The 26110-nt window shown below is 50.7% G+C and carries 19 protein-coding genes and 1 tRNA gene; 16 read left to right on the top strand and 4 right to left on the bottom strand.

The annotated features are described in order from the left end of the window. The first annotated feature begins 776 nt into the window (after nucleotides 1–776). Together ABC831_RS21635 and ABC831_RS21630 are read left to right on the top strand one after the other, a co-directional pair. Nucleotides 777–2168, top strand: coding sequence for a TrkH family potassium uptake protein (locus tag ABC831_RS21635; protein WP_343250151.1), 1392 nt, complete (start codon nucleotides 777–779; stop codon nucleotides 2166–2168). A gap of 18 nt (nucleotides 2169–2186) precedes the next feature. Then, nucleotides 2187–2837, top strand: a complete 651-nt coding sequence (locus ABC831_RS21630; RefSeq protein WP_343250150.1) for a potassium channel family protein — start codon at nucleotides 2187–2189, stop codon at nucleotides 2835–2837. A 118-nt stretch (nucleotides 2838–2955) separates the two neighbouring features. On the opposite strand, the gene ABC831_RS21625 is transcribed toward ABC831_RS21630, so the two are convergent. Beyond that, nucleotides 2956–3096 (bottom strand): hypothetical protein, encoded by a 141-nt coding sequence (locus ABC831_RS21625; protein ID WP_343250149.1) that lies wholly within the window; start codon nucleotides 3094–3096, stop codon nucleotides 2956–2958. Between the two features lie 139 nt (nucleotides 3097–3235). After that, on the bottom strand, nucleotides 3236–5674 hold the full coding sequence (locus tag ABC831_RS21620) for a DsrE/DsrF/DrsH-like family protein (RefSeq protein ID WP_343250148.1): 2439 nt from the start codon (nucleotides 5672–5674) through the stop codon (nucleotides 3236–3238). Nucleotides 5675–5894: 220 nt separating this feature from the next. Here ABC831_RS21620 and ABC831_RS21615 point away from each other — a divergent pair. The 11 genes from ABC831_RS21615 (at nucleotide 5895) to gltA (ending at nucleotide 18482) form a co-directional block, all read left to right on the top strand. Then, nucleotides 5895–5977 (top strand) — tRNA-Leu (locus tag ABC831_RS21615). Nucleotides 5978–6269: 292 nt separating this feature from the next. After that, a complete protein-coding gene (gene polA / locus ABC831_RS21610) occupies nucleotides 6270–8927 on the top strand; it encodes a DNA polymerase I (protein WP_343250147.1) in 2658 nt (885 codons plus the stop codon). 11 nt (nucleotides 8928–8938) lie between these two features. Then, nucleotides 8939–9553, top strand: coding sequence for a dephospho-CoA kinase (gene coaE / locus ABC831_RS21605; protein WP_343250146.1), 615 nt, complete (start codon nucleotides 8939–8941; stop codon nucleotides 9551–9553). 97 nt (nucleotides 9554–9650) lie between these two features. Beyond that, nucleotides 9651–10448, top strand: a complete 798-nt coding sequence (locus ABC831_RS21600; RefSeq protein WP_343250145.1) for an MBL fold metallo-hydrolase — start codon at nucleotides 9651–9653, stop codon at nucleotides 10446–10448. 75 nt (nucleotides 10449–10523) lie between these two features. After that, nucleotides 10524–10796, top strand: coding sequence for an ACT domain-containing protein (locus ABC831_RS21595; RefSeq protein WP_343250144.1), 273 nt, complete (start codon nucleotides 10524–10526; stop codon nucleotides 10794–10796). A gap of 26 nt (nucleotides 10797–10822) precedes the next feature. Beyond that, on the top strand, nucleotides 10823–12187 hold the full coding sequence (locus ABC831_RS21590; RefSeq protein ID WP_343250143.1) for a PFL family protein: 1365 nt from the start codon (nucleotides 10823–10825) through the stop codon (nucleotides 12185–12187). Between the two features lie 47 nt (nucleotides 12188–12234). Further along, nucleotides 12235–13596, top strand: a complete 1362-nt coding sequence (locus ABC831_RS21585) for an MATE family efflux transporter (RefSeq protein WP_343250142.1) — start codon at nucleotides 12235–12237, stop codon at nucleotides 13594–13596. 20 nt (nucleotides 13597–13616) lie between these two features. Next, nucleotides 13617–14552: a LysR family transcriptional regulator gene (locus tag ABC831_RS21580; protein ID WP_343250141.1), complete on the top strand. Its 936-nt coding sequence runs from the start codon at nucleotides 13617–13619 to the stop codon at nucleotides 14550–14552. Nucleotides 14553–14781: 229 nt separating this feature from the next. Continuing rightward, the gene (locus ABC831_RS21575) at nucleotides 14782–15963 is read left to right on the top strand and encodes an iron-containing alcohol dehydrogenase (RefSeq protein WP_343250140.1); all 1182 of its coding nucleotides are present in this window, start codon (nucleotides 14782–14784) and stop codon (nucleotides 15961–15963) included. A gap of 240 nt (nucleotides 15964–16203) precedes the next feature. Then, the gene (locus tag ABC831_RS21570; RefSeq protein ID WP_343250139.1) at nucleotides 16204–17094 is read left to right on the top strand and encodes a sulfide/dihydroorotate dehydrogenase-like FAD/NAD-binding protein; all 891 of its coding nucleotides are present in this window, start codon (nucleotides 16204–16206) and stop codon (nucleotides 17092–17094) included. Continuing rightward, nucleotides 17094–18482, top strand: coding sequence for an NADPH-dependent glutamate synthase (gene gltA, locus ABC831_RS21565; protein WP_343250138.1), 1389 nt, complete (start codon nucleotides 17094–17096; stop codon nucleotides 18480–18482). The genes ABC831_RS21570 and gltA overlap by 1 nt, the downstream gene beginning before the upstream one ends. A 746-nt stretch (nucleotides 18483–19228) precedes the next feature. Here the strand turns inward: gltA and ABC831_RS21560 are convergent. After that, complete coding sequence (locus tag ABC831_RS21560; RefSeq protein WP_343250137.1) at nucleotides 19229–20767, bottom strand: response regulator transcription factor; 1539 nt, start codon at nucleotides 20765–20767, stop codon at nucleotides 19229–19231. Next, nucleotides 20760–22535: a sensor histidine kinase gene (locus ABC831_RS21555; protein ID WP_343250136.1), complete on the bottom strand. Its 1776-nt coding sequence runs from the start codon at nucleotides 22533–22535 to the stop codon at nucleotides 20760–20762. The genes ABC831_RS21560 and ABC831_RS21555 overlap by 8 nt, the downstream gene beginning before the upstream one ends. 187 nt (nucleotides 22536–22722) lie before the next feature. On the opposite strand from ABC831_RS21555, the gene ABC831_RS21550 reads away from it, so the two are divergent. From ABC831_RS21550 to ABC831_RS21540, 3 genes are all read left to right on the top strand, one after another. Continuing rightward, the gene (locus ABC831_RS21550) at nucleotides 22723–24108 is read left to right on the top strand and encodes an ABC transporter substrate-binding protein (RefSeq protein ID WP_343250135.1); all 1386 of its coding nucleotides are present in this window, start codon (nucleotides 22723–22725) and stop codon (nucleotides 24106–24108) included. A 142-nt stretch (nucleotides 24109–24250) separates the two neighbouring features. Next, a complete protein-coding gene (locus ABC831_RS21545) occupies nucleotides 24251–25147 on the top strand; it encodes a carbohydrate ABC transporter permease (RefSeq protein ID WP_343250134.1) in 897 nt (298 codons plus the stop codon). Next, entirely contained in the window at nucleotides 25147–25977 is an 831-nt protein-coding gene (locus ABC831_RS21540) for a carbohydrate ABC transporter permease (protein WP_343250133.1), read from the top strand. Before ABC831_RS21545 ends, ABC831_RS21540 begins: the two co-directional genes overlap by 1 nt. The last annotated feature ends 133 nt before the right edge of the window (nucleotides 25978–26110 follow it).

Here is a 26110-nt window from a genome sequence, read left to right as displayed (position 1 = left end):
GTAGCCGGAATGCCCGCAACCGGCTTAATGTATAAGTATGCGGGCATTCCGGCTACCAGGCTATACCCAACTCTCAGAAAGAACCGCCCCGGGTCCTGCGAGGTTTCGTCCTCTTCTGCGTAACCCGTTCTAAGACACGGACTCAAGCGATTCGGCACCCGTTCCTTTTGTTCCCCCTTCCCGGAAGTCCTCCTTGCTCCTGCACACTCCTACTTTGGAGAGACCTTAGATGCAAAATCATACCTGGGATACTTTAGACTCCGGGATACTTTAGACTTCTAATACTATTGTCGGAACATGCAGGCAGGCGTTTTGTATAGCAGGGAAGAGAGGGAAGCGGCGGGGCCTTGGAACCGGGCGGCTCATCTCCTGGGGCCAAATCACTTGAGGCCGGGACTTAGAACAGCTTACGCAGAAGGTGGGAGAACCTCGCAGGGCCTGGAACACTGTCCGAGCCGGTTTTTGGCGAGTTTGTTCCGGGCCCTGCCAATAAGAGGTTCTCCCGCCTTCGGAGTTAGCTGTTCTTAGTTCCGGCCGAAGTGATTTGGCCCCAGGAGATGAGCCGCCCGGTTCCAAGGCCCCGCCGCTTCCCTCTCTTCCCGTCCCTTAGCAGAAAATCTCAACATAGCCGTCATCAACAAATACAATTTCCATAATTAATACAAATATAACTTGCAACCGGAGGCGTGAAAGGTTATAATTAGGCTTTGTAAAGTACCGGACCAGAGCATGAGATGTGCAAAATAGAACCGTGTTTCGGTGAGCAGAGGAATATCATGTTAATCAGTTTGAAGAAGTTTATGCAGAGACTCCAGATGAATACAACCAGGACGATAGCGTTTGGATTTTTGTCGGCTATTGTGATAGGAGGAGTCATTCTGATGCTGCCGGTTTCCTCGGCAGACGGGACCTGGACAAATCCCATAGATGCGCTGTTTATGTCGACGACGAGTATATGTGTGACAGGATTGGTCACCTTTGTGACGGCCAGCCACTGGAGCCTCTTTGGGAAGATCATTATTTTGATTTTGATCCAGCTGGGCGGACTGGGAGTCATCACGATGGTGATGAGCGTGTTTATTATCGTTGGAAAGCGGATCACCCTTCGGGACCGGATGCTGATTCAGGAGACTTATAATCTGGATACCCTGTCGGGACTGGTGAAACTGGTGAAAAAGATCCTGGCGGGTACGCTGGTGGTGGAGCTGGCCGGCGCTGTTTTATACAGCTTTCAGTTTATACCGGAATTTGGTTTTGTAAGAGGTGTGGGGTATTCGATCTTCCATGCGGTATCCGCGTTTTGTAACGCGGGAATTGATCTGATTGGGGAAACCAGTTTTGTCCCTTATATGACAAATCCGTTGATTAATATTACGACGATGCTTTTGATCGTTCTTGGAGGCCTGGGATTTATTGTTTGGTGGGATGTGGTCAGGGTATTTAAGGAGTCCAGGAAGAAAGATGTGAAAAATTACAGGCCGTTTCAGAATTTGGCGCTGCATTCCAAGTTGGTGCTGGTGATTACAGGGATTCTGATCGCTTTCGGAACGCTTGTGTACTTTGTGCTGGAATTTAATAATCCGGGGACCATAGGGAATCTGAATGTGTTTCAGAAATTTATGGCTTCGATGTTCCAGTCTGTGACGACCAGGACGGCGGGATTTGCTTCTTTTCCGCAGGAGAATATGCGGGAAGGCTCCACTTTGGTTACACTGCTTTTGATGATCGTGGGCGGTTCGCCGGCCGGTACGGCAGGCGGTATGAAGACGACCACGGTGGGTATGGTGGTATTGACCGTTTTGGCGGTAGTCCGCGGTAAGACGAATACGGAAGTGTTTGAGCGCAAGATAGCCCAGGAAAGTCTTCGGACGGCACTGGCCGTGGTAGTGATCAGTATCGGGGTTGTTTTAAGCGCTTCCCTGCTGATCTGCGCGGTGGAGGATATCTCGCTGGTAGATACCCTGTTTGAGGTCGTTTCTGCCATCGGAACGGTGGGCTTGTCCCGGGGTGTGACCGCGGATCTGTGTATGTTCAGCAAGGTTATATTGATTATTACGATGTATATCGGCAGGATTGGACCGATTACCATGGCAGTTGCTTTTTCTGTCCGCCATTCCAAGAAGGATACCATGCGGGAACTGCCGGAGCGTCGGATTATTATTGGATAAATAAAAGGAGAATTGGTCATGGCCAAGAAAGAGTTTGCAGTATTCGGGTTGGGAGAGTTTGGACGCAGCGTGGCTCTGACGCTGGCAAAGAACGGCTGTCAGGTGCTTGCGGTGGACTGGAAAGTGGAAAAGGTGCAGGACATCGCAGATTATGTGACCCATGCCTTCCGGGCAGATGTGTCGGATGCGGAGGCGTTGCGTTCTTTGGGACTTCACAATCTGGATGGTGCGATTATCGCGATCGGTGAGAATCTGGAAGCCAGTATCATGGCGACGATCGTCACAAAGGAATGCGGGGTTCCGTATGTCCTTGCTAAAGCACACAATGATATTCATGGTATGGTATTGCAGAAAGTGGGCGCGGATAAGGTTATTTTCCCGGAACGCGCCATGGGAGTAAGGACAGCGCGCAATATTATATCCGGTAATTTTATAGACACGATGGAATTGTCCAACTCGTTCAGCATGGTGGAGGTGGTCACCCCTCAGAACTGGATCGGAAAGTCTTTGCGCCAGCTGGATCTGCGCAGCTTTGGACTGAATGTGATTGCCAGAAAAGATGGGGAACGGATCATCCCGACCCCCGATCCTGACCGCAGTGCGCAGGTTGACGACACCTATATCATATTGGGTGAAAATGAGGCGCTGGAAAAACTGTACAGCGATTAAGTGAGAAAATAGCAGAATGGAAACGCCACGAAGTCAGGAAAGGCCCTCGTGGCGTTTACTATGTGAGTGAAAGACAATTAGAATGTCCTCCAGATAATAGGAGAAAGATTTTCGCAATTCAGATAAATACGTCAATCATACGGTTTAAAGTTTGATTCAATGTACAGACAGTCTGATACAGATTCGTATTATCTGCTTGCAAACGGAGGATTTCCTTCTCTTTTTCTTTCAGTGCTTCTTGCAGATCTGTTGTTGACATGATTTCCCCTCCCCGATCATGGTATCAAATTTTACGGTGCAGATTTGATTTTAGATAGAAGCGATGAAAAAGTCAAGCACTTACCCCGTTTTGAAGCATTGAAAATGTCGCATTTTACGACAAAAGATGGAGCAAATTTTTAGATAAATAAGTTGGTATCCGAGGTCTCCGCAGCCCCCAGAAAAGTGGCCACACCACCGACCTCAACACCGTCTAAAAGCTCTTCCCTGCGGATGCCCATGAGATCCATGGACATCTGGCAGGCCACGATTCGCACGCCGTTTTGCCGGGCGGATGCGATGAGTTCTTCCAGAGAAGCTACATTTTTATCCTTCATAAGTTTGCGGATCAAACGGGCGCCAATTCCCCCCATTTGCATATGCGACAGCTTTAGTTTTTGGCTTCCTCTGGGCATCATTCCTGAAAACATTTTTTCCATAAAATTTTTTTTGAGGGATACTTTATGGGGCCTCCGCAAAATATTCAATCCCCAGAAGGTAAAAAACATAGTTACCTTGCGGTCCATGGCTGCCGCACCGTTGGCGATGATAAAGGAAGCGATGGCTTTATCCAGATCCTGGCTGAAAATGACCATGGTTTTATCATCTCCTGGGGAGGGGGGTTCACACTGGGCAGCCTGCACAGCAGTGTCTCCTTTTTGGAGAATAACGGTATAGATCCCTTTCTCGCAGGAGGTGCTGATCAAACGATTGCCGGTCCTCTGGCACCAGACGCCGATATCGGAAGAAAAGGCGGGATCAGTAGCCTGAATACAGAGAGTTTCCCCCTCTTTTAACGCTTTCATGTTTTCCGATACTTTCATGATCGGCCCGGGGCACTGCAGTCCACAGGCATCCACGGTCAACCGCTTTACCGGGGGGACTGGTTTTTCAGATATATCGGTATCCGGTTTCGCTGCGGCAGACGGTGCCGTATAAGCGCCGGTCAGAGAATAAGTCCGATATCCGCCGCTTAAATTAAAAGCGCGGAAACCATGCTGCAGTAAGATACGGGTGGCCAGGTATCCCCGCAGTCCCACCCGGCAGGTGACATAAACAGGTTTCCCGGGATCCAGCCGGTTCAGGTTTTCCCTCAATGTATCAAGCGGTATACTCCGGAAGCCCGGTATCGTACCCATCAGAATTTCATCAGGAGTGCTTACATCCAGCAGGGTTACTGTATGCGGGTCCAGGGAGGAAACCTCTTCCGCATAAAAGACGGGCATATCCCCGTTCAAAATATTGGAGGCAGTGTACCCCAGCATATTGACCGGGTCCTTGGCCGAAGAATAAGGAGGGGCGTAACATAATTCCAGCTGTTCCAGATCGTACACGGTACCGCCCAGCCGAATCACCGTCGCCAGTACATCAATGCGCTTTTCCACTCCTTCTGCGCCGACTGCCTGGGCGCCTAATATGTGTCCGTCATCGTCAAACAGCATTTTCATAGATATCGGAGAGGCCCCGGGGTAATAAGAAGCATGGGACTGAGGATGTACATATGTCTTTTTATAAGGAAGTTCCATTTGACGCAGCTGCTTTTCATTTAATCCCGTCGATGCGGCGGTCAGATCAAATACCTTAAGGACGGAACTGCCCTGCACCGGGCTTCCCTTTCGCTTCCTGCCCTTGAGAGCATTTTCCGCGGCGGTGCGTCCCTGTTTGTTGGCGGGACCTGCCAGGGGAACCAGTGTTTCCGTCTGGCTGACCAGGTGCGTTACGCTGATCGCGTCACCCACCGCATAGATATCCGGATCAGAGGTTTCATAGTATTCATTGACCGCGATACTGCCGTTCAGCCACAGATCCAGACCGGCATCCTTCGCCAGGTGGGAGTCGGGAGCCACACCCATGCACAAAAGAATCAAACCTGCAGATACCTCTTCCCCGGAGGTGAGGCCGGCGTGAAGGCCGCTGGAATCGTGGGAGATTCCGGTTATACCGGTTCCCAGCATTAAGTTTACTCCGTGTTCCGACAGGTGACGGTGCAGGATATTCGCCATCTCCGGGTCCAGAGACGCGATCACCTGATCCGCGTACTCCACGAGAGTAACGGATAGTCCGCGTTCCACAAGATTTTCAGCCATCTCCACACCGATAAAGCCGCCGCCTACTACCACGGCCGCCGCCGGTTTGGTTTCCTGAAGATAGTCGTCTATCCGGTAAGTATCCGTGACATTGCGCAGTGTGAACACACCGTCGGAATTCATACCCGGAAGCGGAGGTACTTTCGGGCTGGCGCCCGGGGACAGAATTAATTTATCATACGATTCCTCATAATCGGTTCCGTTCATCAAATCCCGCACCAAGATTTTTTTCTCCTGCCGGTTTATACTCAGCACTTCACTCCGGGTCCTGACATCCACCCTAAAGCGTTTACATAACAACTCCGGTTTGGTAACGATCAGCGAGTCCCGCTGCCGGATGGTTCCCCCCAGATAATAAGGCAGTCCGCAGTTCGCATACGAGATATGCTCACCTTTCTCAAACAATAGTATTTCAGCCTTCTCATCCAGGCGCCTCAGTCTGGTAGCGGCACTGGCGCCGCCGGCCACTCCGCCTACAATACATATTTTCATGCCTGCGCATCTCCTTTTTAAATGAATATGGTTATTATAGCGCCCGTGAGGGAGAACTTATGTGACTAAGTTACATAAGGCGGATTCAGAGCAAAATGGACAGGGAAGATTGAGTAAAAATTGAGCTGAGAAAATTTTATAAAGTGCTTGCCATGGATGGAAGTTTATGCTAAAATAAATTTCGGTTCACTAAGTAGTTAAGTGCTGAGTGAAGAGATAAGCGGATGTGGCGGAATGGCAGACGCAGCAGACTCAAAATCTGCCGCTCGCAAGGGCGTGAGGGTTCAAGTCCCTCCATCCGCAGTTAGTAAAAAGACTGATTGTTTCCAGGACAATCAGTCTTTTTCTTTCATATTTCATAGGAAAGTGGACGGGCAGCGGAGAAGTCCTGTGAAATTTTCGCGGGAAATTCTTTTTCTAAAAGAGGTTTAAAAATGGCCATATTTAGTGTATAGTATTATAGGGCAAGTCTCAGGGGGCGCCTGGGGTAAAAGCAGGATGGCCGGGATGGGCATAAACGAGCAGATAAGATTGGAACTTAGTGTTCACCCATACCTGAATTTAAGACGCAGGAAATGCGTCACTGGAGGGAAATATGAGCGAGAAGATTGTATTGATAGATGGGCACAGCATACTGAACCGGGCGTTTTTCGGCGTGCCGGATCTGACGAATTCGGACGGACTGCATACAAACGCGATTTATGGATTTCTAAATATAATGTTTAAGATTCTGGAGGAGGAGCAGGCGGATTACCTGACCGTGGCGTTTGATGTGCATGCGCCGACCTTCCGGCATGAGATGTTTGGGGACTATAAGGGAACCAGGAAACCGATGGTGGATGAACTGCACCAGCAGGTTCCGGTGATGAAGGAAGTACTGGGCGCCATGGGGATTCTGGTGATCGAGCAGGCAGGATATGAGGCGGATGATCTGCTGGGTACCATATCCAAACGCTGCGAGGAACTGGGCCTGGAGGTATCAGTGGTGTCCGGAGACAGGGACCTGCTGCAGCTGGCTACGGATAAGGTGAAGATCCGGATTCCCAAGACGAAACGGGGAACCACGGAGGTCGAGGATTATTACGCGGAGGATGTATGTAAGAGTTATCAGGTGACGCCCACCCAGTTTATCGATGTCAAGGCATTGATGGGGGACGCTTCGGATAATATTCCGGGGGTTCCGGGAATAGGGGAAAAGACAGCGACGAAGATCATCGTGGACTATGGCAGTATCGAGAACGCTTATGCCCATGTGGATGAGATTAAGCCGAACCGGGCGAAAGAAGCGCTGCGGGATCATTATGATATGGCTCAGATGAGTAAAACCCTGGCCACGATCTGTGTGGACTGCGACATTTCGTTTTCGCTGGATAAGGCGAAGCTGGGTGAACTGTATACACCGGAGGCTTATAACCTGTTTAAACAGCTGGAATTTAAAAATATGATGAGCCGGTTTCATGTGGAAGTACCGGCACAAAAGGTGGAGGGACATTTTCGCAAAGCCACGCTGCTGCAGGATGTGGAGGAAGTGTTTCAGAAGGTCCTGAAACCGGATCCGAAAAAGAAGAACAGCCGGATCGGCTTCGTATGGATAGCGGAGGATGAGGTTCTCGGGCTGGCTCTTGCCTGCGGCGATAAGGAAATCTGTTATATTCCGGTGGAAGGCTTTGTGACAGAAGAGTACCTGAAGGAACAGCTGGGCAAGCTGATAGCGGGCACGGATACGGCGGCGACGCTGGATCTTAAAAGCCAGCTGGGGCAGATTTCCCTGACCGATTCAGGGAAGGAGCGGCTGTTCGACTGTAACATCGCCGCGTATCTGCTGAATCCGTTAAAGGACAGTTATTCCTATGATGATCTTGCAAAGGAATATCTGGGAATGATGATTCCGTCCCGGATGGATCTGCTGGGCAAATCAGGCTGGTCCACCGCGCAGGAAGAAAAGCCCCAGGAATTCTTGACCTGTGTCTGTTATATGGCTTATATCGCCTGGAAAGCGGCGGAGGAACTGTGGACGGGCCTTAAGGACACGGATATGCTCCGGCTTTTCCAAACGGTGGAGATGCCGCTTGTGTTTACCCTCTATGATATGGAACAGGCCGGTATCCTGGTACAGGCGGAAGAACTTAAGATCTACGGGGAAGAGCTGGGAATCAAGATCGCGCAGCTGGAACAGAGCATCTATGAGATGGCCGGAGAGGAGTTTAATATCAATTCTCCGAAACAGCTGGGTGTGGTGTTGTTCGACCATCTGAAGCTTCCCGGAGGGAAGAAGACAAAGACCGGGTTCTCCACAGCGGCGGATGTGCTGGAAAAGCTGGCCCCGGAAAATGAGATCGTATCGCTGATTCTGGAATACCGCCAGCTGGCCAAATTAAAATCCACTTATGCGGATGGGCTGGCCCCTTACATTGCGGCGGACGGAAGAATCCACAGCACATTTAATCAGACGATTACGGCCACCGGAAGAATCAGCAGCACGGAGCCGAATCTTCAGAATATACCGATCCGGATGGAATTAGGCCGGTTGATTCGAAAAGTGTTCATACCCGCACCCGGTTATGTCTTTATCGACGCGGACTATTCCCAGATCGAGCTGAGGGTACTGGCGCATATGTCGGAGGATGAGAATCTGATTCACGCATACCGCGAAGCGGCGGATATTCACCGGATGACCGCTTCCCAGGTGTTCCACACTCCCTTTGATGAGGTCAGCCCGCAGCAGAGGAGCAACGCCAAAGCGGTGAATTTTGGTATCGTCTACGGCATCAGTTCCTTTGGACTGAGCCAGGGCCTTAGTATTACCCGAAAGGAAGCGGCGGATTATATCGGGAAATATTTTGAAACCTATCCGGGTGTGAAGAAGTTTCTGGATAATCTGGTAATCCATGCAAAAGAAGAGGGATATGTGACCACCATGTTCGGACGCAGGCGGCCGGTGCCGGAATTAAAGTCCAGTAATTTTATGCAGCGCTCCTTCGGGGAGCGGGTGGCTATGAATTCGCCGATCCAGGGAACGGCGGCGGATATCATTAAGATCGCAATGATCCATGTGAACGAACGGTTGAAAAAGGAAAAATTAAAATCCCGGTTGATCCTGCAGGTGCATGATGAGCTGCTGATCGAGGCAGACAGAAGCGAAGTGGAAGAAGTGCAGAAGATTCTGTCGGAGGAGATGCATCGGGCGGCGGACTTAAGCGTGCCGTTGGAAATCGATATGCACGAAGGGGAAAACTGGTACGAAGCGAAGTAGGAGCGGATCGTATGAAAGTGATTGGCATCACCGGAGGTGTCGGTTCCGGGAAAAGTACCATATTGGAGTATATAGGGAGAAATTATAGCGCACGGGTGATACAGGCCGATAAAGTGGGCCATCTGATGATGGAGACCGGGCAGCCCGGCTATTATCAGGTAGTGGAGACCTTCGGAAGCGGCATCCTGAACGGGGATCAGACTGTCAACAGGGCAAGGCTGTCGGCTTTGGTATTCGAAAAGCCGGAGCTGCTGGCAAAGCTTGAGAAGATTATCCATCCGGCGGTGAAAACCTATATTGTGGAGGAGATTGAAAAAGAGCGGGCAGCGGGAAAGCTTTCTCTGGTGCTGGTCGAGGCAGCGCTGCTGATTGAGGACAATTACCGTGTGCTCTGCGATGAATTTTGGTATATTTACGCGGCGGATGAAATACGCCGGGAACGGCTGAAGCGCTCGCGGGGCTACAGCGATGAAAAGGTGGACCGAATCATGGCGCATCAGATGTCAGCGGAAGAATACCGCAGGCATTGCGAGGAAGAGATTGACAATAACGGGGAGCTTTCGGAAGTATATGGCCAGATTGACCGGAAAATGAGAAAGCGCGGTATCCTGAAACGGCAGGCGTGAACTTCTGCCGGGGGAGGTGCAGCATTCGCTGCTCCATGCCCAGGAAAGGATAGAAGAGACAGAAAAATGAAAGACAGGATCAGAAAGGAAGAACAGCATGAATTTATGCAGTATAGCCAGCGGCAGCAGCGGGAACTGTATCTATGTGGGCAGTGAAAAAACGCATCTGCTGGTGGACGCGGGAATCAGCGGTAAACGGATCGAACAGGGACTGAACGTACTGGATCTGACCACAGGGGATATGAAAGGGATTCTGATTACCCATGAACATATCGACCACGTACAGGGCCTGGGTGTGCTGGCCAGAAGATATGGGCTGCCGATCTATGGGACAGCAGCCACTTTTGAGGCGGTCAAGCGGATGAATTCCGTGGGAAAGATTCCGGATGAGCTGTTTTGTCCGATCCGGCCCGATGAAGTGTTTGAGATCGAGGATCTGCAGATCCGGCCGTTTTCTATTTCCCATGACGCCGCCGATCCGGTGGCATACCGGCTGGAATGCGGCGAGAAGGCAGTGGGAGTTGCCACGGATATGGGGATTTATACAGATTACATCGTGGAGAATCTGCAGGGATTAGATGCCCTTTTGCTGGAGGCGAACCATGACATACATATGCTGGAGGTAGGCGCCTATCCCTATCCGCTGAAGCGGCGGATTCTGGGAGAGCGGGGCCATCTGTCCAATGAGGCCAGCGGTCAGCTTCTCTGCAGGCTGCTGCATGATAAATTAAAATCAATCGTACTGGGTCATCTGAGCAAGGAGAATAACTATGCGGAACTGGCCTATGAGACGGTAAAGCTGGAAATTGACCTGGATATGTGTCCGTACCAGTCCGGGGATTTTAAAATCCAGGTGGCAAAAAGAGACTGCGTATCGGAATTAATCGCAGTTTGAAAAAGTGCATGGAGAAATATTGTTGAGAAAGAGCGTAAAGAAAGAGATTTGAAAAGAATAGAAGGAGAGCAGAGGATGAAAAAGACAATCATTACCGTTGTAGGAAAGGATACCGTGGGCATCATCGCCAAAGTGTGTACATACCTGGCGAACAACAACATTAATATAGAGGATATTTCACAGACGATCGTTCAGGAATTTTTCAACATGATGATGATCGTGGATACGAATCATTCCACCAAGCCGTTCGCGGATCTGTGTAAGGAGCTGGATCAGATCGGAGATGAAATCGGGGTAACCATCAAATGCCAGCATGAAGATATTTTTGACAAAATGCATCGGATTTAAGGAGAGGAAGGCATAGGGATAACGCGATGATTAATATATTCGAAGTAAATGAAACCAACCGGATGATCGAGCAGGCGAATCTGGATGTGCGTACGATTACGCTCGGCATCAGCCTGCTGGACTGTGCAGATGCCAATCTGCAGAAAGTAAATGAAAATATTTACCGTAAAATAACAACCCTGGCGGAAAAGCTGGTGGCTACCGGAAAAGAGATCGAGCGGGAATTCGGGGTTCCCATTGTAAATAAAAGAATCTCGGTGACACCCATCGCCCTGGTGGGAGCGGCGGCCTGCAAATGCCCGGAGGATTTCGTGGAGATCGCGAAGACGTTAGATCGGGCAGCCAAGACGGTAGGAGTCAACTTCATCGGCGGATATTCCGCGCTGGTCTCCAAAGGAATGACGACGGCGGATGAGTATCTGATCCGCTCGATTCCCGCGGCGCTTTCCTGTACCGACCGGGTGTGCAGCTCTGTGAATGTGGGTTCCACAAAATGTGGAATCAATATGGATGCTGTGAAACTTTTGGGGGAAACTGTATTAAAGACGGCGGAATATACAAAGGAGCAGGATTCTCTGGGCTGTGCGAAGCTGGTAGTATTCTGCAATGCGCCGGACGACAATCCGTTTATGGCGGGAGCGTTCCACGGGGTTACGGAAGCGGACGCCATCATTAATGTAGGGGTCAGCGGCCCCGGTGTGGTGAAGCAGGCATTGGAACAGGTGCGGGGGGAAAACTTCGAGGTTCTATGCGAGACCATTAAAAAGACCGCCTTTAAGGTAACCCGGGTGGGCCAGCTGGTGGCCCAGGAAGCGTCTAAGCGAATGGGGATTCCCTTCGGTATCGTGGATCTGTCATTGGCACCCACGCCGGCCATCGGGGACTCGGTGGCGGAGATCCTGCAGGAGATCGGACTGGAATATCCGGGAGCGCCCGGTACCACAGCGGCTCTGGCCCTGCTCAACGATCAGGTGAAAAAAGGCGGTGTGATGGCGTCCTCCTATGTGGGAGGCTTGAGCGGCGCATTTATACCGGTCAGCGAAGACCAGGGGATGATCGACGCGGTGGAAGCGGGGGCGTTAACGTTAGAAAAACTGGAAGCCATGACCTGTGTCTGCTCCGTCGGCCTGGACATGATTGCCGTGCCGGGAGATACGAAAGCGTCCACCATCTCCGGGATTATCGCGGATGAGATGGCCATCGGCATGATCAATCAGAAGACGACGGCGGTCCGTCTGATTCCTGTGATCGGGAAATCAGTGGGAGATACGGTGGAATTCGGCGGCCTGCTGGGTTATGCGCCGGTGATGCCGGTGAACGGTTTTTCCTGCGAGAGGTTTGTGAACAGGGGAGGGCGGATTCCAGCGCCGATTCACAGCTTCAAAAACTAAGAATAGTTGCGGTGCGGATGCAGAACAACTAAAGGGGTTATTTTGTTATGAATAAAGATATGACAGTGGGAAAGCCGGGGAAGACGCTGTTCTTCTTCGCGGTACCCATGGTGCTGGGCAATCTGTTTCAGCAGCTGTATAATATTGTCGATTCCATGATTGTGGGAAATTTTGTAGGCTCGGATGCGCTGGCGGCTGTCGGCGCGTCTGCGTCTATTACTTTTTTATTTGTGGCCATAGCCACCGGCATGAGTGTGGGTTCTTCCGTAGTGATCTCCCAGTTCTTCGGGGCCAGGCAGATGGGGAAGGTTAAGACCTGTATCTACACGATCCTTTTGTTCGCCGCTGTATTAAGCGCCGCGCTTACGGTGATCGGAGTGGGAGGAAGCGGTGCGATTCTGCGCTGGATGAACACGCCGGATAATGTGTTCGCAGACGCATCTACGTATCTGAGGATTTATTTTGCGGGTATGTTCTTCCTGTTTACCTATAATACGCTGACCTCGATCTTTAACGCGCTGGGGGATTCCAGGTCCCCGCTCGTATTCCTGGCATTTTCTTCCCTTACGAACATCGTTCTGGATCTGGTCTTTGTCATACGCTTTGGAATGGGCGTGGCGGGCGTAGCCTATGCCACTTTGATTTCCCAGGGGATCTCCGCGGTACTTTCCTTTATCTGGCTGATGATCCGTCTTAGCAAGATGCAGATCCGGGAGGAATTCGCCTATTTTGATTTCCAGACACTAAAGACCATCTGGAAGATCGCGGTTCCCTCCACGATTCAGCAGTCCATCGTGTCCATCGGTTTCGTGCTGGTACAGGCACTTGTGAACCGCTATGGGTCTGTGGTGATGGCAGGTTACGCGGCAGCCGGTAAGATCGACAGCATAGCGATCCTGCCTATGGTTAATGTAGGGAATGCCATGTCTACCTTTACCGCCCAGAATACCGGGGCAGGAAAGCCGGAACGGGTAACCAGAGGGCTGCGGGCCGGCTGGATCATGAGCGGGGTAATCGGGCTTATCGTCACGGTTATCTTATTCCTCTGGGGTGACGTCTTTGTGGGCGCATTTGTAGATACGGCCAGTAATCTGGAAGTAATCGCCGTCGGGGTGGAATACTTAAGAGTGGTCAGTACCTTCTATGTGGTCATGGGAGTTATGAATACGGCAAACGGAGTGTTAAGGGGCGCCGGCGATATCAAGGTGTTCCTGGCCAGTGCCCTGTGCAATCTGGGCAGCCGCGTGATTCTGGCTTACGCGCTGGCCTATGTGATCGGAAAATCCGCGATCTGGTGGGCGATACCGATCGGCTGGTCCATCGGGCTTATCATCTCCCTGATCCGGTTAAAGAGTGGAAAATGGAAAGGAAAATCACTGGTAGATACGACGCCTTTACCCGAAGATTAGCAGGAAACAGGAGGGGTTAGATGAATATCGCGCATTTACGGTATGCGGTAGAGATTGCCAAGACAGGCTCCATAACACAGGCCGCGGATAATCTGTATATGGGGCAGCCGAACATGAGCAAAGCGGTAAAAGAACTGGAGTCCACGCTGGGGATCGTGATTTTCAAGCGGACGCCCAGGGGAGTGGTGCCCACCCAGAAAGGAAAGGAATTCCTGGCCTACGCCCGGAATATCCTGGCCCAGATTGATAATCTGGAATCTCATTACAAGCAGCAGGAGGAAGACAACCAGAACTTTTCCGCGTTTGTTCCGCGGGGCAGTTACATTGCCACTGCGTTTACGCGGTTTGTAAATGAGCTGGATTTTGACCGGGGACTGGAACTGAACTTCAAAGAGACCAACACGATGGCCATCATGAACGGCGTTCTGGAGTACGAATGTAATCTGGGAATTATCCGTTACCAGGCCTTCTATGAAGATTACTTTCAGAACATGGTCCGTGAACGGGGCTTAAAAAGCCAGCCGATTCTGGAATATGAATACAAGGCCCTGATGTCCAAAGAGCATCCTCTGGCCGGCAAAGAACAGGTAAACGATCAGCAGATCTGCGGTTACACGGAAATCATGCACGGCGACCTGGCCGTTCCGTTCCTGCCGGTGACGAATCCGGCACAGAGCGGCTGCGAAAAGATGACAAAGCGCCGCATCTACGTGTATGAAAGGGGAAGCCAGTTTGATCTGCTGGTCAACGTGCCCGGTACCTATATGTGGGTTTCTCCCATGCCTCAGGAAGTTCTGGACCGCTATGGCCTGGTGCAGAAGTCCTGCAAAATATCAGAACACCGCTATCGGGATGTTCTGATCTACCACCGTGATTATCATTTCACCGATCTGGATAAGCTGTTTTTAGAAAAACTGGAAACCGTTAAAAAGGAATTGGGGACATGTCCAAACTGATTTGGGACATGTCCAAACCGGTCTGGGACATGTCCAAATTGATTTGGACATGTCCCGATTTGGTTGTCCCAATTTGTGGTCAGAGTTTTTTACTTTTTAGCACAGCACCCATGTGCCCGCATACATATCTGTATTCCATTTTTATATTACCCATATATCTGAAAGTTTGTTAAAATAATAACAGAAAATCGTTAAATAAATAACAGACAAAGGAAAGGATGAGTATAACATGGCAAGATTTACATTACCCAGAGACGTATATTATGGAAAAGGCACACTGGAGGTGCTGAAAACCTTAAAGGGAAAGAAAGCGATCGTTGTAGTCGGAGGCGGCTCCATGAAACGTTTCGGTTTCCTGGATAAAGCAGTTGATTACCTGAAAGAAGCAGGCATGGAAGTTCAGTTGTTTGAAAACGTAGAGCCGGACCCTTCCGTAGAAACAGTTATGCGCGGAGCAAAGGCAATGCAGGAATTCCAGCCGGACTGGATCGTGGCTATGGGCGGAGGTTCCCCGATCGACGCTGCGAAAGCAATGTGGGCGTTCTATGAATATCCGGAGACCACATTTGAAGATCTGATTACACCGTTTAATTTCCCGGAACTGCGTCAGAAAGCAAAATTTGCGGCGATCCCTTCCACATCCGGAACTGCTACGGAAGTCACCGCTTTCTCCGTTATCACAGATTATGAGAAAGGCATCAAATATCCGCTGGCTGACTTTAATATTACCCCGGATGTAGCGATCGTAGATCCGGTTATCGCAGAGACTATGCCTGAAAAACTGACGGCTCATACCGGAATGGATGCGCTGACCCATGCTATCGAGGCATATGTATCTACGCTGAACAGCCCGTTTACAGATCCTCTGGCAATCAAAGCGATCCAGATGGTATTCGAATATCTGCCGGCTTCTTATCAGAAAGATATGAGCGCAAGAGAGCAGATGCATTACGCACAGTGCCTGGCCGGAATGGCGTTCTCCAACGCTTTGCTGGGTATCGTACATTCCATGGCTCATAAGACGGGAGCCGCGTTCTCTACCGGCCATATCCCTCACGGATGCGCCAATGCCATATATCTTCCTTACGTTATTCAGTACAATGCGAAGGACGAGACAGCGAAGAAACGTTACGCTGACATTGCAAGAGAAGTTGGCTTAACCGGAGCGAATGATGATGAGCTGGTGAAAGCTCTGTGTGACAAGATCGACGGTTACAATGTGAAACTGAGTATTCCGAAGACCTTAAAAGAATTCGGGATCAATGAAGAGGAGTTCAAAGAGAAAGTAGCAGCGATCGCCGAACTGGCTGTAGGGGATGCCTGCACAGGTTCCAATCCGAGAGCCATTACCCCGGCTGAGATGGAAAAATTATTAAACTGCACTTACTATGGAACAGAAGTAGATTTCTAATGTTGGTTTGCTGAAGACGGCACTCTTTGGTTTTACCATATATAGGGAACGATACGGAAGATAGAATATGGAAGGGGAGGTTTACCGGATAACCGCTGATCCGGCTCCCGGACCGTATTCTATTTTCTGTATGATTTTATTATCAAGTGTTGCCATTTTTTTCGATTTGGCTTATAGTAAAAAGGACGTACCTATTTGCAAAGCTAAGGGGAGCAAATAGTAAGTTTGAGGAGGAATAGTATGTACAAAATACGCAAGGCAGAAAAATTAGCAGAAAATATTTTTCTGATGGACGTGGAAGCGCCCAGAATCGCAAAGTCCTGTGAACCAGGACAGTTTCTTATCGTAAAAATGGATGAGAAAGGGGAACGGATTCCGCTGACGATCTGTGATTATCATCGGGAGGACGGCACTGTTACCATTGTCTTTCAGATTGTCGGAGCGTCTACGAAGAAAATGGCTGAACTCAAGGCAGGAGACAGCTTCCGCGATGTGATCGGGCCACTTGGGCAGGCGTCGGAATTCATACATGAACCGGCAGCAGAGCTGAAAGGGAAAAAATATCTGTTCGTAGCAGGCGGTGTCGGTACCGCTCCTGTTTATCCGCAGGTAAAATGGATGAAAGAAAACGGTATAGATGCGGATGTCATAGTCGGAGCCAAGACCAAAGACCTGCTGATTCTGGAAGACGAGATGAGGGCAGCGGCCGGGAATCTGTATGTCACCACAGATGACGGTTCTTATGAGCGCAAAGGCATGGTAACGGAAGTGATTAAGGATCTGGTTCAGAACGAAGGAAAGCATTATGATCAGGTGGTCGCCATCGGCCCGATGATCATGATGAAGTTTGTATGTCTTCTGACCAAAGAACTGGGACTTCCCACCATTGTTAGTTTAAATCCCATTATGGTTGACGGAACCGGTATGTGCGGTGCCTGTCGTGTAACCGTAGGAGATCAGGTGAAATTTGCCTGTGTGGACGGCCCGGAATTCGATGGCCATCTGGTAAATTTTGACGAGGCGATGAAACGCCAGACGATCTACAAGACTCAGGAAGGCAGAGCGATGCTGAAATTGCAGGAAGGCGATACGCATCATGGCGGCTGCGGACATTGCGGAGGTGACGAGTAATGGGTGATGTATTAAAGAAGGTTCCTGTCAGGGAACAGGACGCAAAAGTGCGTGCCGCCAATTTTGAGGAGGTATGCTATGGATATAACCAGGAAGAAGCCATGGAAGAAGCGGTACGGTGCATTAACTGTAAAAACGCGAAGTGCATAACCGGCTGTCCGGTAGCGATCAATATTCCCGGCTTCATCCACGAGGTAAAGGAAGGCAATATCGAGGAAGCCTACAAGGTAATCAGTAAATCCTCAGCGCTGCCCGCGGTATGCGGACGTGTCTGCCCTCAGGAAAGCCAGTGTGAAGGCGTATGTATCCGCGGAATTAAGGGAGAACCGGTTTCCATCGGAAAGCTGGAGCGCTTTGTGGCCGACTGGGCCAGAGAACATGGCATTTCCCCTGAAAAGCCCGCAAGCACCAACGGCAAAAAAGTAGCTGTGATCGGCAGCGGCCCCGCAGGCTTAACCTGCGCCGGAGATCTGGCAAAAATGGGATATGAAGTGACGATCTTTGAGGCTCTTCACGAACCCGGCGGCGTGCTGGTCTACGGAATTCCCGAGTTCCGTCTCCCCAAAAAGGGCGTCGTGGCTCCGGAAATCGAAAATGTCAAAAAACTGGGTGTAAAAATAGAGACCAACGTAGTCATCGGAAAATCAGTAACCATCGACGAGCTCCTGAGCGAGGAAGGCTTTGACGCGGTGTTCATCGGTTCTGGTGCCGGTCTCCCCAAATTCATGGGTATTCCGGGGGAAAATGCCAACGGCGTATTCTCTGCCAACGAGTATCTGACCAGAAGCAATCTGATGAAAGCCTTTGACGAAAACTACGATACCCCGATCATGATCGGTAAAAAAGTAGCGGTAGTCGGCGGCGGAAACGTAGCGATGGACGCAGCCAGAACAGCCCTGCGTCTGGGCGCGGAAGTACACATCGTATACCGCAGAAGCGAAGCGGAACTTCCGGCCAGAGTGGAAGAAGTCCATCACGCGAAACAGGAGGGGATTATCTTCGATCTGCTGACGAATCCTCTTGAGATCCTGGTCGACGACAACGGCTGGGTCCGCGGTATGCGCTGCATCAAAATGGAACTGGGCGAGCCGGACGAATCAGGCAGACGCAGACCGGTAGAGATAGAAGGCTCTGAGTTCGAGATCGAGCTGGACACCGTAATCATGTCCCTGGGAACCTCCCCGAACCCTCTGATCTCCTCCACCACAAAGGGACTGGAGACCAACCGGAGAAAATGTATCGTAGCCCAGGAGGAAAACGGCGCCACCACAAAAGAAGGCGTATATGCCGGCGGTGACGCAGTCACCGGAGCGGCCACGGTAATCCTGGCTATGGGCGCCGGCAAATCAGCGGCTCAGGGGATTGATGAGTTTTTGAATGGGAAATAATTAGATATAAAGGGCCGGAGCGGGCTGGGGCAAGGGCTGCCTCTTGATGAGGCGGAGCAAAAGGAACGGGAGCCAAATCGCATCGGCCGGACATAAGAACGGGTAACTCCGATGAGGGCGAAACCTCTCATTAGCAGGACCCGGGGCAAACTCGCCGGAATACGGCTCAAACAGTGCCCCGGGTCCTGCGAGGTTTCGCCCTCATCTGCGTAACCCGTTCTAATGTCCGGCCTCAAGCGATTAGGCTCCCGTTCCTTTTGCCCCGCCTCATCAAGAGGCAGCCCTTGCCCCAGCCCGCTCCTACTCTGGTAATGTATAAGTTCCATGGAACCAGGCCATCAGAAATGTAGGGGGCAGAGGGAATCGTCGGGGAGTCTGGGGGCATGGAGGGGAGGTGGGCGGCAGCCCCTGGAGGGCGGAGCAAAAGTGACCGGCGCCAAATCGCTTGAGACCGGGTCTTAGAACGGGTTACGCAGAAGGCGGGAGAACCTCGCAGGGCCTGGAACACTGTCCGAGCGTATTTTGGCGAGTTTGTTCCAGGCCCTGCCAATAAGAGGTTCTCCCGCCTTCGGAGTTACCCGTTCTTAGGCCCGGCCGAAGCGATTTGGCGCCGGTCACTTTTGCTCCGCCCTCCAGGGGCTGCCGCCCACCTCCCCTCCATGCCCCCAGACTCCCCGACGATTCCCTCTGCCTCCGGACCTTAGCCGGTCCCCCAGCCCCCAGTCCCCTAATGTCCCATCAGCCCATTATTCCCCTCCCTGATGCTGAATCCGATATTCCGACGGGGACATAGAGGTGATCTGTTTGAACGCCTTGCTGAAGTAGAACTGGTTGGAGTAACCGCACAGCTCCGCCACCTCGCGGACCGTGAGCTGAGAGTGGGCGAAGTAGTCACAGGCCTGGCTGATCCGGTAACTGGTCAGGTATTCGATGGGACGCACATCGGAGTGCTTTTTGAACAGCCGGCTTAAGTAGGCCGGGGTTATGGAGAAATGGATCGCGATGTCGTTTATATTGATATCTTTTCCGTAGTTGTTGCGGATATATTCTTTTACTTCACAGACCAGGGTTTCGGGATTGGCGGAGGCTGTCAGATTTAGGATTTTCCGGCGGAACAGCTGGCCGAACAGCAGGTGAAGCGAGAGCTTTAGTTCCGCGTATGTCTTGCAGTTTGAGAGATACTCATCGATTTCCAGTTCGTTGCTGCTTAAGTGTCTGGTTCCGGTGCTGTCGAAGCATATGTGGAGCAGCTGCTTTAAGCAGTTGCCGAGCTGCTTCTGGGTGGTGCGTTTGCGCTCGCAGTCTGCCAGAAATTCATCCAGGAGCTCCAGCAGGCCGTCCGGATTCTGGGTGTGAATGCAAAAACGGAAATCTTCCAGCTGCTGTTCCTGCAGGGTGACGGACGGATTCTGAGAGCTTTCCAGGAATTTCCGACTGTGGAGAATGGCAGAGCGGGCGAAGATCAGCTGATTGGTCAGCTGCGTTTTAGACAATTTATACTCAGAGGCCAGATTGTTGACACAGCTGACGGGTTTGGATATGCAGATGGTGACTGCGTCGGTGAGTTTCATGATCTGCTTTTGCAGTTCCAGGGCCATCATGTCCAGCTTTTCTTCGGTGGTCCTGTCCAGGAAAAATACCAGAAGCTTTTGATTGTAGGTATTCCCGCTGCAGAGGTGGACGGTTTCCCCTTTTTTCAGGTATTTGTTGACCACAGGGCCTTTTAGGATATCTTCCAGCTCGTTTTCGTATGGCAGCCAGTCCTGGAAGGAGAAGGTGGCGCAGGAATTCAGATTGATCAGCATTAGCTGGCATACGGTGTAACGGATGGTGTTCAGGAGATAGTCGGGAATATGAGTGCCGGAATTCAGCATCCGGTACAGTGCCTGCTGGTAGCTGTAATCCTGCTCGGTTAAGATCTTTTCTTCTAGCGTGTCCAGCACATATCTCAAATCCTCTACGCTGACCGGTTTCAGCAGATATTCGTCCACACCCAGCTGAATGGCCTCTTTTGCGTATTCAAAGTCCCTGTAACCGCTTAGGATTACGGTTTTAATGGAGATATTTTCTTCTTTCAGCCTGCGGATCAGCTCCAGTCCGGTCTGGATGGGCATTCGGATATCGGTGATCAGGATGTCCGGATGGAGAGTCCGGATTTTCTCATAGGCATCCTGACCGTTCATGGCTGTGCCTGCGATCTCTACATTCTTTTCTGTCTTTTCGATTTTTTTACAGATATCCTTTTGTATTAATACCTGATCCTCCGCGATCAGTACTCTAATCATGCTTAAATGCTCCTTTCAGTGTGATACGGCAGCCCCGGGAAAGATTCTCCACTTTGTAGGAAAAATGCTCTCCGAAATACAGGGATAATCTGGAAAAGGTGTTGTTCAGCCCCAGCCCGTTGATCTCCAGTTCGGTGGCCTCAATAGGTTCTTCGGATATGTGGGAGAGTGCGTCCTGGCTGAATCCTCCTCCGTTGTCCGTAATTTTTATTACCCAGCCGTCAGGTTCTGCCCGGCAGATCAGTGAGAGATGCCAGGGAGGCAGTGTGTTTTTGAAGCCGTGCCGGAAACTGTTTTCTGCAAATGGCTGGATCGAGAGCCTGGGAATCAGAAGATCATATAGCTCCCGCGGGGCTTCGATGATGTAGTCGAAGTTCGTGTCATTGGAAATTTTCATAAATTCCAGATAGTTTTTCGTATGGGTCAGCTCCTCGATTAACGGTACCTCCGTCTTTTTTGAGGTTACATAGCGCATCATGGAGGAAAGGTCCTGGCACATCACGGTGGTCACATCGCTGCCGTACACTTCACTGGCCGCGCTGATACTGTTCAGCGCGTTATAGAGAAAGTGCGGGTCCACCTGAGCCTGAAGCGCCGCCAGATTCGCATTGCTTTCACGGATTTCCAGTTCATAGATTTCCTGAATGGAGGCCTTTAGCTTGGCTACCATCTGGTTCAGGGAGGTGTTCAGGATCTCGAATTCGTTGAAGGTGTCCGACGGCAGCGTAAGCTTGGTAGCCGAGTCCAGACTCAGCTTATTAACCTGATAGATCAGCTGGTTCAGCGGCCTGGTAAACTCGGTGATCAGCGTGAAGATAATACCCAGGGTCAGGACCAGGGTCAGCAGGACCGTTATCACTGTGGTCAGGATATAGGTTCTGGTCTGGCTGTGGACCGTACCATTGTTGGAGATGAGTACCACGGTAAATCCTGTTGTGTCGCTTTGATGGGCGCAGTAGGCATATTCATAGGAATAATAGCGGTTCTCCCCGGCTTTGATCTGTTCCTGGATTTTGTCTATGGAATCCTTTGGGAGGGTGGTGATCCCGCAGTCGTAGGGATATACCATCCGGCCTCCGGTATCGAAGATCAGTATTTCCTTCTCATCCCGGAAGGTGTCCTGAGTACAGATGTCCTTCAGACGCTGGCTGGAAACCTGGATTTCCACTATGGTATCCTGTGTGGTGGCTGCGTCGGCGAAGTTGCGCAGCACGGACAATACCATGCGGTCATCCGGGGTCCAGGGGCTCTGGGAGGGCGCCCGGTAGATGACCGATTCGGCGGCAAAGGACGCAGCGGCCCGGTCCGTGGAGAGTGCCTGGTAGACATAGTTCATATCATCATAATAGGTACCGGTATAGTAAAAGTAATTTTTCTCTTGATTATAAAGCATTACATTAGATATAATCGGCGAGAACATCATGTTGCCGAGTGCGGTCTGAATCGTTCTTTCCTGCTGAAGCTGCGTGATGTATGCCTGGGCGGTTTCATTCTCCGAAGTGTTCAGATTGAGAACGATGGAACGCAGAGAAGGATTTTTGGTGATGGAGGTGGCGGCGATATTCATCTGCTCATACAGGGAGTCGATCTGGGTTGATATCCGCTCCAGGATAATATCGGAGGATATCCGCTCGTTAGTGATCGTATTTTTAATGGAAGTTCTGGAGAACAGCAGGCAGACGATCAGGGCAAGTGTCAGAAAAAGGATGCCGACGCTGAGAAAAAGTTTTGTCTTGAACGGAATATTACGTATTTTAAATGGTTTCATGGCAGCTTCTCCTTTCAGCTTCCTTATTATATCGAATTATGGGAAGAATTGACAGAGGAGAAAGACAGAAAATGACAGGGAATCACCGGCAGGTCAAAAAATTATATACCGAAAGGAAAAAAATCACATTCTTTTTCTTAAGAAATATCGATAAAATGAAGCCATCAAATGAACGGAGGGAAAAATTATGAAATTGAAAACAGTACTAAGACATGCCGCAGCCATCAGCCTTGCGCTGGCCATCACCATAACAGGAGTCGGATGCGGAAAAGGCAGCGATGCAGCCGGTACCGGCGCCGCAGACACGGAAAGCACCGCAGACAGCAATACGGACTCGGCGGACAAGAACACGCCAAAGAGTACGGATGACAAAAAAGGAGGCGTTACCATTACGGTAGGTCTGAAAGCCTCCCATGTGGAGATCTCCAATATCAACACTTATAAAGACGCCTGGGAAAAGGAAACCGGCAACAAAGTGGACGTGCAGGCGATCGATGATGACCAGTTTGACTCCCTGTTGCAGACCAAGATGTCTACCAGCGGTATGTGGGATATCTTCATCGGTGATACCGGGACACAGGCGACTTCCTACCAGCATGAGAAGAATCTGGTGGATCTGTCCGCGGAACCGTGGGTAGAGAAGCTGACCGATACCGGAAAAGAATTTGTAACACATTCCGACGGGAAAGTATACTGCTTCCCCAATGGCGGTGTAAACTCCTTTGGTATCGTGTACAACAAGGATGTGTTCGAGAAGAACGGAATTGAGGTTCCGAAGACTTTTGAAGAGTTCGACGCGGTATGCGATAAGCTGAAAGCTGCCGGGATCACGCCTCTGTATGTATCCATGGCAGACGCCTGGACCGTAAACCAGATCATGAACGGTGAGTGGCCGAATATCTTAAGCGCCAATCCTGATTGTCTGGAAAAATTGAACAAGAATGAGATCCGCTGGGACTCCCTGCCGGAGTTCAATGAGATGTTTGTGCGCCTGAAGAGCTATGTGGATAAGGGATATATCAACTCCGACATGGCGACCGCGAAATATGAGATGGCTCAGAAAGCAATCGGAACCGGTGAAGCAGCCATGATGTATATGGGGGACTGGGCTGATCCTGAGTACTCCAAAGTTGCGCCGGAAGCGGCAGGCAGGATCGGTATGTTTGCAGCTCCCACCAAAGACGGCAACAGCAAACTGGCCATCGCAGGTCCCGGGGGATACTACATATCCAATCAGTGCAAAAATGTGGATGCAGCGAAAGACTTCCTGAACTTTATGGCCCAGGAGGATAATATCAAGCTGAACCTTCAGACCAGAGCCTGTACTTCCGTATGGAAAGACATCGAGGCTACGAATCTCAGCAGTACACTGGCTGATACACAGAAGTATGTGGATGACGGCAATACCGAGATCCACTACAACCAGACCTATGTAATCACACCTTCCGACGATGCTAACAGCGCGTTCCTGTCCGTACTTCTGGGCCAGAAGACACCGGAAGATTGCGCCAAGATCTGGAGTGATGCTGTGATTACCGTCGGTAAGCAGCTCGGATTCGACGGATTCAAATAAATCTGCAGACCGGATTGGGAAAGGAGTGTTACAGAATTTCAGCAGGGCTGGATTTTGTGACACCCCTTTTTCATTCCAGGAGGAAAGTACCGGAAGGAAAGTACTCCTATGGAATTCTATTATAATGAGATGGAGGAATAACGTGAAGCGAAAAAATGTCAGCAGACTGGAACACAAGTATTATCCGCTCCAATTTGCCATACCCGGACTTATCATTTTCACCGTTTTTTATGTCTGCTCTATCGTTGGCGGATTTATCTTTTCGTTCACAGACTGGAGCATCTACAATTTTGAATCCCCCGGGTTCGTGGGATTGAGTAATTTCAAAGACCTGTTCGCGTCCCAGAGCTTTCTGCCCGCGCTGGGACACACCTTCCTGTTCGCGCTGGTGACGACGGTCCTGAAAGTGGGGCTGGGACTGGTCTTTGCGCTGCTTTTAAACCGAGCGTTCAAGGGACGGAATTTCTTCCGGGCGGTCATTTTCCTGCCCTGTACCATCGGGGCGCTGGTTATTGGTTATGTATTTACCTTTATCCTGCAGCCGGATACCGGAATCTTAAATGAGGCGCTGCGCAGTATCGGGCTTGGCAGCCTGGCGCTGAACTGGCTGGGGGATACGAACATCGTGCTGTATGTGGTGTGCGCGGTGGAGTCCTGGATGTGGGTCGGCTTCAACACGGCCATCATCCTGGCGGGTCTGCAGTCCATCTCCACGGATGTGTATGAGGCTGCGAGAATTGACGGAGCCAGCGCCTGGCAGACGACCAGGGCGATCACGCTGCCGCTGGTCACCCCGTCCATTAACACGACCATTACACTGTGTGTGATCGGCGGGTTTAACATATTCGATATTGTCATGTCCATGACAAACGGCGGTCCCAACGGAGCCACCCAGGTGATCAGCAAGCTGTCCTATGACGCCATGCGTGTGGGGACTCTGGGATATGCGTCAGCCATTAACCTGATCCAGTTCCTGCTGATCGTCATTGTCATATCGCCGCTGCTGAATTTTCTGAGAAGAAGGGAGCCGGATATCTGATGAATTATAAGACAAAAAAAGCAATGTCCCATACTGCCGTTTATATCATCTGCCTGGTGATGACCTTCCTGGTTCTCTTTCCGTTCTTCCTGGTAATCCTGACTTCTTTTAAGTCGGTGGAAGAGGCGGCCATCGTGAATCTGTCGATGCCGAAGAAGTTCCTGTGGGAAAACTTCGCCTATGTGGTGGAACAGGGGAAACTGCTCCGGGCGTTTAAAAACAGTCTGATCATTACGGGCTGTTCCGTAATCCTGACCGTATTGGTCTCATCAGTCACCGCTTTTACCCTCACGAGAAGGAGCGACCGGCTGAGCAGGCTATTGTCCAATTACTTCCTGATCGGCATGATCGCGCCGCTTTCCCTGATCCCGGAAGTTATCATTGTAAAGACGCTGGGCTTAAGCGGCACCTATCTCTCCATCATCCTGATCCATGTAGCGTCCCGGATGCCGCTGAGCGTCATGATCTATTCCGGTGTCATCAAAGGTATCCCCCGCTCTCTGGATGAGTCGGCCATGCTGGAGGGCTGCGGTTTCAGCCGGATGTTCTTCCAGGTAGTATTCCCGCTGTTAAAACCCGCGGTGTTCACGAATATCATTATTGTATTCATGGGCGTTTGGAACGATTTCCAGATCTCCCTGTACTTTGTCACCGATGTGGCGAAGAATACGATACCGCTTAGTATCTACAGCTTCGTGGGGTATATGACTTATAAGTGGAACTATGTCTGCGCTTTCATCGTCCTGTCCATACTGCCGATCCTGGTAGTATACATCTGTGCGCAGAAATATATCGTCGACGGTATGATCGCCGGAGCGGTCAAGAGCTGATCCCTGTTTGGCAGCAGTAAAAGATAGCAGCCGGACAGCAGCCGGATAAAGCCGCCGGACAGCAGTTAAATAAAGCCGGGAACCAGCTGCTTCCGGAAAAGGAAAAAGAATGGAAAAAGGAGAATTTCATATC

The organism is Diplocloster hominis (genome assembly GCF_032380655.1).
GTDB lineage: Bacteria > Bacillota > Clostridia > Lachnospirales > Lachnospiraceae > Diplocloster > Diplocloster hominis.
Note: the sequence above shows the minus strand (reverse complement) of the source record. Positions and strands in the feature narration are given on the sequence as shown.

Bases quoted from the DNA above. Each gene is read 5' to 3' on its own strand.
- ABC831_RS21540 (WP_343250133.1), top strand. From the start codon at position 25,147: ATGAATTATAAGACAAAAAAAGCAATGTCCCATACTGCCGTTTATATC.
- ABC831_RS21560 (WP_343250137.1), bottom strand. From the start codon at position 20,767: ATGATTAGAGTACTGATCGCGGAGGATCAGGTATTAATACAAAAGGAT.
- polA (WP_343250147.1), top strand. From the start codon at position 6,270: ATGAGCGAGAAGATTGTATTGATAGATGGGCACAGCATACTGAACCGG.
- ABC831_RS21625 (WP_343250149.1), bottom strand. From the start codon at position 3,096: ATGTCAACAACAGATCTGCAAGAAGCACTGAAAGAAAAAGAGAAGGAA.
- ABC831_RS21635 (WP_343250151.1), top strand. From the start codon at position 777: ATGTTAATCAGTTTGAAGAAGTTTATGCAGAGACTCCAGATGAATACA.
- coaE (WP_343250146.1), top strand. From the start codon at position 8,939: ATGAAAGTGATTGGCATCACCGGAGGTGTCGGTTCCGGGAAAAGTACC.
- ABC831_RS21570 (WP_343250139.1), top strand. From the start codon at position 16,204: ATGTACAAAATACGCAAGGCAGAAAAATTAGCAGAAAATATTTTTCTG.
- ABC831_RS21550 (WP_343250135.1), top strand. From the start codon at position 22,723: ATGAAATTGAAAACAGTACTAAGACATGCCGCAGCCATCAGCCTTGCG.
- ABC831_RS21620 (WP_343250148.1), bottom strand. From the start codon at position 5,674: ATGAAAATATGTATTGTAGGCGGAGTGGCCGGCGGCGCCAGTGCCGCT.
- gltA (WP_343250138.1), top strand. From the start codon at position 17,094: ATGGGTGATGTATTAAAGAAGGTTCCTGTCAGGGAACAGGACGCAAAA.
- ABC831_RS21585 (WP_343250142.1), top strand. From the start codon at position 12,235: ATGAATAAAGATATGACAGTGGGAAAGCCGGGGAAGACGCTGTTCTTC.
- ABC831_RS21595 (WP_343250144.1), top strand. From the start codon at position 10,524: ATGAAAAAGACAATCATTACCGTTGTAGGAAAGGATACCGTGGGCATC.
- ABC831_RS21630 (WP_343250150.1), top strand. From the start codon at position 2,187: ATGGCCAAGAAAGAGTTTGCAGTATTCGGGTTGGGAGAGTTTGGACGC.
- ABC831_RS21575 (WP_343250140.1), top strand. From the start codon at position 14,782: ATGGCAAGATTTACATTACCCAGAGACGTATATTATGGAAAAGGCACA.
- ABC831_RS21590 (WP_343250143.1), top strand. From the start codon at position 10,823: ATGATTAATATATTCGAAGTAAATGAAACCAACCGGATGATCGAGCAG.
- ABC831_RS21600 (WP_343250145.1), top strand. From the start codon at position 9,651: ATGAATTTATGCAGTATAGCCAGCGGCAGCAGCGGGAACTGTATCTAT.
- ABC831_RS21555 (WP_343250136.1), bottom strand. From the start codon at position 22,535: ATGAAACCATTTAAAATACGTAATATTCCGTTCAAGACAAAACTTTTT.
- ABC831_RS21580 (WP_343250141.1), top strand. From the start codon at position 13,617: ATGAATATCGCGCATTTACGGTATGCGGTAGAGATTGCCAAGACAGGC.